The organism is Flagellimonas sediminis, assembly GCF_010500845.1.
In the GTDB taxonomy this organism is placed as follows: Bacteria; Bacteroidota; Bacteroidia; order Flavobacteriales; family Flavobacteriaceae; genus Flagellimonas; species Flagellimonas sediminis.
In genome coordinates, this window is record NZ_JAAAMI010000001.1 from 56,450 (window position 1) to 68,545 (window position 12,096).

A 12,096-nucleotide genomic window follows, 5' to 3' on the forward strand; every position below is an offset into this window, starting at 1 on the left:
TTGTAAATAGCTCAATCTTGCCATGAAAAAGTATGTTTTTGTTTTAATGGGATTCATTTTGGGGATTTCCACTTTATGGGCACAATCGGACCTACCCACGACAAAGCCACTAGAGATTGGCAAGAACAACAACTTAGACATTAAGGCGAGCAATCAAGGCACTTCCCTTCGGATGCCATCCGTAATAGATGAGAACTTTGCCTCCAAAAACAATAAGCCCGGTGTTAAAATGTTGCCGGATAAAGAGTTGTTACAGGCTGGTTACGACATGGATATTGACCCGAAAGTGGGTGAAAAGGAAAAAAAGGGTTCCAAGGAGCATTTTGGCGACCAATATCTTGGCGATTTTAAGACCAATGCCAAGTTTGTGGGTATCGTTTGTAGAGACCATGAATATGTTGATGGTGACCGCATCAAAATCTATTTGAATGGTGAAGTGGTGGAATACAACCTACTGCTGACAGGAGCTTTTAAAGGAATCAATATTGATTTGACACAAGGTTTTAACCGGATTGAGTTTGAAGCCTTGAACCAAGGTTCATCAGGCCCCAATACTGCCCAAGTGGTGGTTACGGATGATAAAGGAGAGGTAATCCACAACAACCGATGGAACCTTTCCACAGGATCCAAGGCCAGTCTTATAATTATCAAGGAAGAAGAATAACCGCTTCCCCCTATTGTCCTTTATTCTACTTTTCCCAAAGTAGTCGGACTTTCTGCCGTACCCTCCCAATCCGGGTCTGCAGCTCCGATCCATTTTCCGGTAAGGGTATCCATCATCACGGCATGAACCCTACCGAAACGACCTGGTTGATCCACTTCTTCTACCATGAAACCATCTTCCTTAAACTGTTTGATATCATCCAACGTCCACGTACCGGGATGGGTTTCGGCCAATATCAATGTATCTCCTGTATGCACGCGGGCGGCGCCCAAGGCCTTGTTCAAGGGCATTTTTTGATCCAAAACCCTACTGGTCACCTGGGCCACAGCAGTCACGATCCTGCTTCCGCCAGCAGCACCCAATACCAGAAATGGTTTTCCTTTTTTGGTAATGATGAATGGGCTAATGTGCGAACTTGCCCGTTCGCCAGGTTTCATATCGCCCAGATAGCCTCCCAAAGTGGCGGCATATACAAATCCAAGTCCTTCTGTGGCCACTTTTGACCCCATGATAGGGCCCAAGGACTGGGTCAAAGCAATTACATTTCCTTGGGCATCAGCTACGGATAAATGGGTGGTGTGCCCATTTTCCGTCCAAGATGCAGGTCGATCCCAATTCATGGCTGCCTGCTGGGTAGGAAAAGGTACCATGGCCTCTGCCAAGGTCTTGGCATATTCCTTGGAGGTCAGCTTCTTGCCTACTTCCAAATCCTTTTGGCCATAACGATCTTCATAGGCCTTCACATTGGCTTGGTACACCAGTTCCGCCCAGGTGGTTTCCGGTACATCTGCCAAATCGAAATTTTCAAGGACCTGTAGCATTTCAATCGTAATGGCCCCATAAGATGGAATAAATAATCCATGGAGTCCAAATCCCCTATATGATCCTTCAACCATATCTGCATCCCTGGCCTGATACTCTGCCATGGCGGCCATGCTCAAGGTGCCTCCGTGCTTTTGCACATCGTCCACTATTTTTTTGGCGATTTCACCTTCATAAAACACCTTTTCCCCTTCCTTGGCAATCAATTTAAGGGTATGGGCCAAGTCTTTTTGCACCAAACGGCTTCCTTCCACATAAGTGGTATCCCCGTTCATAAAGTATTTGGAAGTTCCTGTAAATTCTTTGATCTTATCCATGGCCATGGATTGGCGTAAGGCTTCGCCAGGCAACACATTAAAACCTTCTTCGGCATGTTTGATGGCAGGCTGCATCACTGTTTCCAAATCCAGAGTTCCATAGTCCGACAACAATTTGGTCAAGCCCTTCACCACTCCGGGAACGCCAATGGTAGCATATCCATACTGACCTTTGGGTGCTGTTTCGGGATCGTAATCAATTCCGGCTTGGGTAGTGGCATCCACCCCTGAAATTTTTCCATTGGAAGTCATCACAATGGCCTGCAACCTTCCTCCCAACCCCGACATGCTAGGCTCCACCACTGAAAGCACAAAGGCCGCGGCCACGGCTGCATCAATGGCATTGCCTCCTTTCTCCAGCATTTCTACCCCAGCCTCCGTTGCCAACGGATGGGCAGCCGCCACGGCACCATTTTCAGAAATGGAAACTTGTGGATCTCCATCATCCACAATGGTCAAATTGGGATTGTTGACTGATTTATCGGTTTTTTCTTTACAGGAAAGGGTCACTATAAATAGTGAAGCAAGCAGGCAAATCGATTTTTTATACATGGTAGGTAATTTGGTCATTTACTGTTTTTCTCCAGGGTGATAGGTAGCCTCGGCCCGTTTTAGAACATCTTCTTTATAGAAGGCGGCATCCTTCCATTGAATATCCGCATAGCGCTGGGCCTGGTCATTAAAATGGGGGGAATTGGGGTCTCCACTTTGTCCGCCCGCCAACATGGTCTTAGCTTTCACCTTATCTCCAAACTCCACCACGGCCACAAAACTGTTGCCCCGGGTTCCATAGATTTTTTTTGTATTGTTGTCGTAACGGGCACCATATGCAGCCAAAGCCCCCCAAGTACCACTGGCAAAACCAATGGGGATGCTGGGTTTGGCATCATCAAAAGCCTGACGGATATCCCCGTTCAAACGTTGATATCGATTGACCTCTCCCCAAGGCATTTTCCAAGTGCCGAAATCGGATTTCAATTTTTCTACAGCTTCTGTGAACAGGCCCAACTTTTGGTCATCGGGCCAATCACTTCCCCAATACTCTACCCATTGCATGGAATACGTGCCTTCGGGTCTTTCTGCCTTTGAATAACAAAGCATACCGTAATAATGTGCCAGGGTCATGGCCACCGATTCCTTGGATGTTGTAAAATCCCACTGCCTCAGGGTTTCAATGGGTTCCTTCAATTCAGGAGTCGGATAGGCATCGTAGGCTTTCACCAGACCTGGAATCAACGTATTGAATGCAGGTAGATACGGATCGTGCGCCAATTGTATCAGACTGTCCAAGGTATAACCGCTTCGTCCGGTCAACAATTCAATGGCGTGAACGCCCCTGAAATTTTCTTGGTCACGTGACATGTAATTGGGGTAATCTTCTTTTTTCGGGCTGTATTCCAAAGCCGATGTAAAGGGTGTTGAGTTGCAATTCTGTATCCACCCATTTTTGGGGTTCAACACCAAAATATTCTCATCCACCGTATGAAGCCCTTGCCAGTCGGTCTTGGGATTGCTGCCATCAACAGGTTGGTCATAATCAAAAATGGTGTCCCGCTTCGGAATAAAATTTCCATGGAAATAGGCAATGTTCCCTTCGGCATCGGCATACACAGTGTTGTTGGAAGAATTGGTCCGAATGTCCATCATTTTACGGAAACCGGTATATCCCTCCTGTTTGGTTCGAATGTAAGATTGCTCCAAGGCTTTTACGGGTTCCCACATCATGGCAGAAGCCGTCCATTGTCCGTCCGCAACATGGGTGATAGGACCGTGATGGGTCCTGTACATCGGAAAGGTTTTCTCTTTGAGTGCTTCGCCTTCCTTGTATTTCAAAGTCACGCTGGTGGAATCCACGGGACGCAGTTCTTCTCCATACTGATAGAACAGTTTTCCATCATTTTTTACAAGGGTTTCCTTGAATTCATCCATCACATCAGTATAGGTAGACGTATGCATCCAACCCGTTTTTTCATTGAATCCCTGGTACACAAAAAACTGTCCCCAGGTGACAGCGCCATAGGCGTTCAACCCTTCTTCACTGACCACATGTACTTCACCCCGAAAGTAAAATGATGTATGGGGGTTGATGAGCAACATGGCATTACCGGATTGGGTCAAATCCCCAGAAATGGCAATCCCGTTGGATCCTTTAGGCTCTGCCATTTCTTCCTTTTTCTTCTGTTGGAGCAATTCCATTTCTGGAATTTCCATACCACTTTCGTAAAACGTCTGGATTTTTCGGGTGGATATGCGTTCGATATCCCCGCCGATGGACCCTTCACTAAAGTACATGGGCATCCAAGGTTCAAATCGGGTGAGCAATTTGGGTTTTGCCTCGGGATGGGTATAGAGGAAGTAGTTTATTCCGTCCGCAAAGGCATCGCAAAGCTGCTTTAACCATTCGGGACTTTTTTCATAATTGGCCTTGGCTTCTTCCTCCGTCATGAACAATTTGGCCCTAAGATCACTGTAAAGTGCCTCTTCTCCCTCTACTTCGGCCAAACGGCCTGTGGCCCAGATGTAATTTTGCTCCACCCGATTAAAATCATCTTCGCACTGGGCGTACAAGAGTCCAAAAACGGCATCGGCATCGGTTTTTCCATAGATGTGCGGAACGCCAAAATCGTCCCTGATGATGGTGATGTCCTTGGCTTGCGCCTTCCATTCCTCAATTTCTGTCTGAGGTTTTTGGGTACACGAAAAACTTAAAAGCAGTATTGTGAGAATGGCGAGTGGTCTCATCTTGGGGGTTGGTTTTGTTTTATCTTGTTAAAATACGGGTTTTCCACATCATTTACCAACTACCGCTGGAGCCGCCGCCGCCAGATCTTCCCCCACCACCTGAAAAACTGCTGGACCTTCCACTTGAACTGGAGCCAAAGGAATGGCTCCCCGAAGATGAGAAGGTCTTGCCCATATAGGTTTTATCGGACTTGAACCAAGAAAGTTTGAAATCTTCCTTACCCTTGATCTGTATCTTTAAAACGGCTAACAATATGGTGAGAAGGAAAAACCCGATTATCCCATAAATGACCCATCCGACGCTCCCAAATAGCACTTCTTCATCAAAGGTAATGCCCATGATCGTCGCCAAAAAGAACAAGGGTACCCCAATGAAAATCAAGCCAAAAAATACCTGCAACAACCCGGCAAAAATCATGAACACTCCTGGAAAAAGTCCCAGTTTCCCTATCATGATGCCCCTAAACATTTCAATTAAACCGGAATAGCCTTTGTAAAAAACAAATCCGCCAGGGACCATAAAAAAGGAGAGGAAAACCATCAGCAACACATAGCCCCACCACGGGAGTTGGTTCTCCGCTTCCATTTCCTTATTGAATTCGGCCAAAGCATCGGGGTTCTTCAACAATTCGATAAGTTGATCCGATGCTTCATCAAGACCTCCGAAGTAATCTTCCTCCTTGAATTTGGGGATCATGGTATTGCGGATGATGCGGGACGCCACCACATCCGTAATGAAGGGTTCCAAACCGTAGCCTACTTCTATTCGGACTTCCCTATCATTTTTGGAAAAGAGGATGAGTAGACCGTTGTCCTTGCCCGCCTGACCCAATTTATTCTGATTGAATACCCCGTTGGCGTATTCTTCAATGGTCCCCCCTCCCAAGTCATTAATGGTCAGAATGACCAATTGATTGGTCGTCTCGGTTTCAAATTGTGTGAGCTTGCTTCGAAGGCCTTCTAATTGTTCGGAGGTGAAAATACCTGCGTTGTCCGTAACAATTTGGTCAAGCTGGGGGTACTTCTCTTGGGAAAACCCAAAAATGGACAGCAGTACCAAATAGCAGAAAACCAGCGTCTTTCCCATGACCCTAAGATACGGGAAAGTCGAATCGTCTGCTATTGAAAATGTATGAATGGATGTTTTGATCTAATCCTCGGCAGGGGCCAATTCCACTTCCAGTCCGTCCAAATCGTCGGTCATATGGATCTGGCAGCCCAAACGGCTATTGTCCTTTACAAAAAAGGCCTCGGACAACATGGCTTCCTCATCATCGGATTTTTCAGGAAGTTGGTGATCGGAAAGCACGTAACATTGACAGGAAGCACACATGGCCATCCCCCCACAAATACCGATGGTACCCTCTGGGGCCAACTCGTAGGAACGTACGACCTCCATCAGGTTCATGTTCATATCCGTGGGGGCATCCACTTCGTGGAGTACGCCTTCCCTATCAATAATCTTTAGTTTTATATCGCTCATACCTATTTGGAAATCTATGCCTGAGTTTCCTTAACGTTTTAACTACTGCTTTATTTTTAATCGATAGATTTAACAACAGCCTTTGGTGCCTCTTTCTTGCTGCCATCAAAACCAGTGACACCCCCAACCGTGGTATACTTCATGACATATTTTTTATCGGGGAAGATACGTTGATAGGCACTTTGGCACATTAAAGTGGCTTCGTGGAACCCACACAAGATCAATTTTAGCTTACCTGGGTAGGTATTCACATCACCAATGGCATAGATACCGGGAACATTGGTTTGATAATCGTAGGAGTTGTTCACCTTGATGGCATTCTTCTCTATTTCCAATCCCCAATCGGCAATGGGTCCGAGTTTTGGGGAAAGTCCAAATAATGGGATAAAATGATCGACTTCCACCTCGGTTTCTTCCAAAGTATCCACATTCTGGACGGTAACTTTCTCTAGCATATCCTCTCCATGAAGGGCCACTACTTCAGAAGGGGTCATCAGATTGATCTTTCCTTCATTTTTCAAGTGCTGTACCTTTTCAACGGAATCCAAGGCTCCCCGAAATTCATTTCTTCGGTGTACCAACGTAACCTGATCGGCCACATCGGCCAAGAAAATGGACCAGTCGAGGGCAGAATCCCCTCCTCCGGCGAGCAACACCTTTTTACCGCGATATATTTCCGGTTCTTTGATCATATAGGCCACTCCATCCTCCTCATATTTGGCCAAGTTGTCCAAAATAGGTTTTCGAGGCTCAAAACTCCCAAGTCCACCAGCAATGGCCACCACAGGAGCATGGTGTTTGGTGCCTTTATTGGTTGTGACCACAAAAGTGCCGTCCTCCAACTTATCAATGGTTTCGGCCCGCTCTCCCAAGGTAAACCCAGGTTGAAAGGGTTTGATCTGTTCCATCAGATTGTCCACCAACTCCCCAGCCAACACTTCGGGAAAACCGGGGATATCGTAAATGGGTTTTTTGGGATAAATCTCGGAGCACTGCCCACCGGGTTGCGGCAAGGCATCAATCAAATGGCATTTCAATTGCAACAGGCCTGCTTCAAAAACAGCAAAGAGACCCGTAGGTCCCGCTCCAATAATCAGTATATCGGTTTTGATCATCTACAAAAAAATTTTGGCGTGCAACTTACTGCTTGCCCAAGGAAGTAATTATGATTTTTGTCAGTTAGCCCACACTGATAACTTCTTCAATTTGAGGAGCATACTTTTTTATGGTCATTTCCACTCCACTCTTCAAGGTCATCTGATTGACACTACATGCGATACAGTTCCCTTCCAAACGTACTTTAACCGAGTTATCGTTGTCAATGGATATCAAGGTAATATCACCACCATCACTCTGGAGAAAAGGTCGAATTTCATCCAAGGCTTTTTCCACGTTGCTCTTAATTTCTTCTGAAGTCATACTTATTTCTTTTTAACGGCCGAACAACCAGCCATTGTTGTAATCTTGATTGCTTCGGTAGGAGGAAGGTCCGTATTGCGACGTACCAGTTCCTGCACCACGTTTTTGGTCAACTCCTCAAAAGCTTCCTCAATAGGTGAGGCTGTCTGGAGGGCTGCCGGTCTTCCCACATCCCCCGCTTCCCTTATGCTCTGCACCAATGGCATTTCTCCCAAGAATGGAACATCTAGGTCTTCCGCCAAGTTTTTGGCACCGTTTTGTCCAAAGATATAATATTTGTTATCAGGCAATTCTTCCGGGGTAAAGTAGGCCATATTCTCCACAATTCCCAAAACAGGCACATTTATGGCCTCCTGTTGGAACATGGCAACACCTTTTCTGGCATCGGCCAGGGCAATTTCCTGTGGCGTGCTCACCACCACCGCGCCGGTTACGGGCAAGGATTGCATAATGCTCAAATGGATGTCTCCCGTGCCCGGAGGTAAATCCAACAATAAAAAGTCCAATTCCCCCCAATGGGCATCAAAGATCATTTGGTTCAACGCCTTTGCGGCCATGGGGCCTCTCCAAATCACCGCTTGGTTAGGCTGGGTGAAAAATCCAATGGACAAGAGTTTTACCCCATAATTTTCAATGGGTTTCATCTTTGCCTTACCATTCACATTGATGGACAAAGGTTTTTCGTTGGCCACATCGAACATGATAGGCATGGATGGTCCGTAAATATCGGTATCCAACAAGCCTACCTTAAAGCCCATTTTGGCCAATGTGACCGCCAAATTGGCCGTAATGGTAGATTTACCCACGCCTCCCTTGCCAGATGCAACGGCAATGATATTTTGAATTCCGGGAATGGGATTCCCCTTAATTTGGTTCACCTTGGGCTTGGCCGGGGCATCAACCTTTAGGTTAACCTTGATCTTGGCTTTTTCATATACCTCGCTGTGGATGATCTTCAATATCTCCACTTCTGTTTTCTTTTTGGCCTGAAGACTTGGATTTTTGATGGTCACATCTACCTCAACCTCATCACCAAATACCTGTACATTGGTAACCGCTCCGCTCTCCACTAGGTTCTGCCCTTCACCAGGGGCAGATATTTTCTCCAGTGCTTTAAGAATGTCTACTTTCTTCAACTTCATGTATCCTGTTTTTACCATCAGTCGTTTGAACTGATTCTAAACTACAAAGATACGGCGTTGGGATTAGATTTTATAGTAGGCAGGTTGAAATTCAAAAAAGGACAAATTTGCCAATTGCAATTGGAGATTCACCAGCAATTAATGAAGGGCTTTGGAAGGCATTTTTATGAAAAAACCGTAGCTTAGGAACTTATTTAACCAACTACCAACATGTTGCGCAACACCAAACTCCCCCATCTCGCTTTATTGTCCATTTCCCTGTTTTGGCTTTCCTGCTCATCGGGCAAACATAGCTTCACCAAAAAGGATGTAAAAGGATCTGAAAAATTGATCGGCCTGAGTTTTTCCAAAAAGGATATCGACACCCTTTATCCATACTTGGAAAGGAACCTTTCCGGGTTTGATTCCCTCAGAAAATACCCGTTGGACAATGATGTGTTCCCTGCCGTTCGGTTTGATCCCGTGCCCTTTGGCTTTAAGATGCCAGAGCAGTTGGATGGAAATGATTGGAACATTCCTGACTATGTTGAAATACCCGAACGTTTTGACGACCTGGCCTTTTATACCATTCCACAACTGGCCTCTTTGATCAAGCATCAAAAAATCACTTCAACCGAGTTGACCCAATTTTTTCTTGATCGATTAAAAAAATACCAACCTACCTTACAATGTAGCATCAGCATTACCGATAGTCTGGCATTGGCACAGGCCAAACGCGCCGATGAGGAAATCAAACAAGGAAGATACAGGGGCATTTTACATGGCATCCCCTATGGCACCAAAGACTTGATGGCAGTACCTGGCTATACCACTACTTGGGGCGCCGAGCCCTATAAAAATCAAGTCATTGATCAAACAGCTACGGTAATCCAAAAATTGGAAGATGCCGGTGCGGTTTTGGTAGCTAAATTGGTTTCCGGTTCATTGGCCCGAGGTGATGTTTGGTTTGGTGGCAAAACCAAAAACCCATGGGACATAACACAAGGGGCCACAGGTTCCTCTGCTGGTTCCGGATCTGCAACCTCTGCCGGACTTGTTCCCTTTGCCCTTGGAACCGAAACATTAGGTTCCATCACCTCACCAAGTACCCGAAACGGCGTTACGGGATTACGTCCCACCTATGGAAGGGTAAGTCGACATGGGGTAATGAGCCTGAGTTGGTCCATGGACAAAGTGGGGCCCTTGGCCAGAAATGCCGAGGACTGCGCCATCGTATTTTCGGTTATCCAAGGTGAGGATAAGAACGATTTGACCACCAAAAATCTGCCCTTTGGTGTGGATTGGACCAAAGATGCGAAATCCCTTAAAGTGGCCTACCTGAAAAAGGACATTGAAAAAGATACTACCGACACTGGTGATAATTTGAGAAATGCCTTGAAAGTCTTGAAAGAAATGGGCATTGAACCCACTGAGGTGGAACTTCCTGAAGATGTTCCCTTTAGAGGTTTCGATATTATCCTAAGAGCTGAAGCGGGTGCCTTTTTTGATGAATTGGTACGCTCTGGAGAAGTGGACCTCATGGTGGAACAGGACCAACGCTCAAGGGCCAATTCGCTGCGCCAAAGTCGATTTATCCCTGCTGTGGAGTATCTTCAAGCGAACCGACAACGCCAAGTGCTCATGCAGAAAATGCAGGATCTGATGAAAGATTATGATGTGTTGATATCCCCTTCCTTCGGCAATGATCAATTGCTCGCCACCAATCTAACGGGCCATCCCGTTATTGCGATTCCCACAGGTCTGGACAAGAAAAACCACCCGACCAGCATGACGTTTGTGGGCAAATTGTACGACGAGGCCAGTATTCTTTTGTTGGCCAAGGCTTTTCAGGATCATTCGGAGTTTGATGAGCTGCATCCCCCTGGGTATTGATCACAACTCCTTGGCTGGGTCCCAGAAGTATTTTTGGAAGTCGACAATTTGGTTGTCCTTGATCTGGATACCCTCATTTTCTAGGAGTTGTTGCATAAGGTTGGTGCCACCAAAATGATGTTTTCCAGTCAATACCCCGGTTCGATTGACCACCCGGTGTGCCGGTACATCCTTGGCCGATGAACTGTTCATGGCCCAACCTACCATACGGGCACTGCGTGCCGCCCCCAAATATTTGGCAATGGCCCCGTACGAGGTAACCCGACCATAGGGAATCTCCCTTGCTACTTGATAGACCTTGTCAAAAAAATTAAGCTCTTCCATGTTATCGGTACAGAATACGCATCAGGGTGATAATCAACAACAAAAGCATCAAGGCACTCAAGATATAATTTGAGTTTTTCGAAAAACGATTGGTCTTGGTCTCCAGCTTATCAAAATAGAAAGTATAGAGATAGAGCACGGCAAAGGTCCCTGTCCCTGCTGCGACCACAAACGTGGTAATATCCTGGGCCTCGAACTTGATCCAGCCTGCCTCGTTCCACATGGCGTTTAGTCCACTGTAATATGGAATGGTCAATAGATTGAGGGCAGCCAACAAAACCCCTTTAAAAAAGCTGTTCTTCTTACTCAGGTTCACCTTTTTGAGCTTTTTTTCCTTTCTCTGTTTGGCAACAATGAAAAAATAGATAGCAAAAAAGGCAAAAATGGCAATGGCAATTTTTAGAAGTATATCGATAACCTCTGGGTTTCGGTATAAAAATTTAGAGATGAAAACCGCCACATAGGCCTGGATCATGATCATGGAAGAGACCCCTAGGCTAAAAATGACCCCGTTCAATTTTCCTTTTTCCACGCTGATCTTGGCTGCATTCATATTGAGCAGACCGGGCGGCACCGTTGCCATAAAGGCAGCCGAAAACGTGGCAAAAAAAAGAATCAGGATATGGGTCATGAATCAGTGGTCAGTGAATCCTAAATTGGATGAAGGTAATTGGTTTTCCTTTTTCAAGATACTGATTTTCATAGAAAGTCTGAATCTCCAAAACCTCCGAAGGAGCCCCTTCGTTCTTGTACACATCATGGTTGGAGTAGATAATCTCATGCCCCAAACCTTGCAAGAGGCCAAGCGTATAGCCATGCATAAACTCACTGTCCGTTTTTAGATTGACCACCCCATCGGGTTTAAGAATATGTTTGTATTTTTTTAGAAAATCAGGGTTGGTCATCCGATGTTTGGTCCGTTTGTATTTGATCTGTGGATCAGGGAAGGTAATCCAGATTTCTGATACTTCACCAGGACCGAAAAGGAGGTCTACCAACTCTATTTGGGAACGCAGAAAACCCACATTCTTCAGATTTTCTTCCAAGGCAATCTTGGCTCCCCTCCAAAAACGGGCCCCCTTAATGTCTACGCCGATATAATTTTTATCAGGATTTCTTTTGGCAAGCCCAACGGTATATTCTCCTTTGCCACAACCCAATTCTAGCACAATGGGATGGTCATTGCCGAAAAACGAGGCCCAATTTCCCTTATATTGGAAGCCTTCCACCACTTCGTCCCGCTTGGGCTGGACCACATTGTAAAAGGTTTCGTTTTCTTTGAACCGTTTTAGTTTGTTTTTACTTCCCACT

General features: G+C 45.8%; 12 protein-coding genes. 2 read left to right on the top strand and 10 right to left on the bottom strand.

The genetic code is table 11. The features are described from left to right. Positions 1 to 22 precede the first annotated feature (22 nt). Positions 23 to 664 carry a hypothetical protein gene (locus GTK07_RS00200; RefSeq protein ID WP_163631564.1) on the top strand — a complete coding sequence of 214 codons (642 nt, stop codon included), beginning with the start codon at positions 23 to 25 and terminating at the stop codon, positions 662 to 664. Between the two features lie 20 nt (positions 665 to 684). Here the strand turns inward: GTK07_RS00200 and GTK07_RS00205 are convergent, their stop codons facing one another. The 7 genes from GTK07_RS00205 to GTK07_RS00235 form a co-directional block, all read right to left on the bottom strand. Further along, positions 685 to 2,355, bottom strand: coding sequence for a gamma-glutamyltransferase family protein (locus GTK07_RS00205; RefSeq protein ID WP_163631567.1), 1,671 nt, complete (start codon positions 2,353 to 2,355; stop codon positions 685 to 687). An 18-nt stretch (positions 2,356 to 2,373) separates the two neighbouring features. Next, complete coding sequence (locus tag GTK07_RS00210) at positions 2,374 to 4,545, bottom strand: acylase (RefSeq protein ID WP_163631570.1); 2,172 nt, start codon at positions 4,543 to 4,545, stop codon at positions 2,374 to 2,376. Positions 4,546 to 4,597: 52 nt separating this feature from the next. Continuing rightward, positions 4,598 to 5,632: a TPM domain-containing protein gene (locus GTK07_RS00215; RefSeq protein ID WP_163631573.1), complete on the bottom strand. Its 1,035-nt coding sequence runs from the start codon at positions 5,630 to 5,632 to the stop codon at positions 4,598 to 4,600. Positions 5,633 to 5,695: 63 nt separating this feature from the next. Beyond that, complete coding sequence (locus GTK07_RS00220) at positions 5,696 to 6,028, bottom strand: 2Fe-2S iron-sulfur cluster-binding family protein (RefSeq protein WP_119640327.1); 333 nt, start codon at positions 6,026 to 6,028, stop codon at positions 5,696 to 5,698. A 56-nt stretch (positions 6,029 to 6,084) separates the two neighbouring features. Further along, positions 6,085 to 7,143: an NAD(P)/FAD-dependent oxidoreductase gene (locus tag GTK07_RS00225; protein ID WP_163631576.1), complete on the bottom strand. Its 1,059-nt coding sequence runs from the start codon at positions 7,141 to 7,143 to the stop codon at positions 6,085 to 6,087. A gap of 64 nt (positions 7,144 to 7,207) precedes the next feature. Continuing rightward, on the bottom strand, positions 7,208 to 7,447 hold the full coding sequence (locus tag GTK07_RS00230; RefSeq protein ID WP_163631579.1) for a NifU family protein: 240 nt from the start codon (positions 7,445 to 7,447) through the stop codon (positions 7,208 to 7,210). A 2-nt stretch (positions 7,448 to 7,449) separates the two neighbouring features. Continuing rightward, positions 7,450 to 8,589 (bottom strand): Mrp/NBP35 family ATP-binding protein, encoded by a 1,140-nt coding sequence (locus GTK07_RS00235; protein ID WP_119647994.1) that lies wholly within the window; start codon positions 8,587 to 8,589, stop codon positions 7,450 to 7,452. Positions 8,590 to 8,799: 210 nt separating this feature from the next. Between GTK07_RS00235 and GTK07_RS00240 the strand changes: the two genes are divergently transcribed. Next, the gene (locus GTK07_RS00240) at positions 8,800 to 10,461 is read left to right on the top strand and encodes an amidase (protein ID WP_163631582.1); all 1,662 of its coding nucleotides are present in this window, start codon (positions 8,800 to 8,802) and stop codon (positions 10,459 to 10,461) included. Here GTK07_RS00240 and GTK07_RS00245 read toward each other — a convergent pair whose 3' ends face one another. The 3 genes from GTK07_RS00245 to trmB are packed head-to-tail and all read right to left on the bottom strand — an operon-like array spanning position 10,462 to position 12,095. Next, positions 10,462 to 10,785: an MGMT family protein gene (locus tag GTK07_RS00245; protein ID WP_163631585.1), complete on the bottom strand. Its 324-nt coding sequence runs from the start codon at positions 10,783 to 10,785 to the stop codon at positions 10,462 to 10,464. It abuts the gene before it with no gap. Position 10,786: 1 nt separating this feature from the next. Continuing rightward, positions 10,787 to 11,416, bottom strand: a complete 630-nt coding sequence (locus tag GTK07_RS00250; RefSeq protein WP_163631587.1) for a LysE family transporter — start codon at positions 11,414 to 11,416, stop codon at positions 10,787 to 10,789. A gap of 10 nt (positions 11,417 to 11,426) precedes the next feature. Next, positions 11,427 to 12,095 (bottom strand): tRNA (guanosine(46)-N7)-methyltransferase TrmB, encoded by a 669-nt coding sequence (gene trmB, locus GTK07_RS00255; RefSeq protein ID WP_163631590.1) that lies wholly within the window; start codon positions 12,093 to 12,095, stop codon positions 11,427 to 11,429. Position 12,096 lies beyond the last annotated feature (1 nt).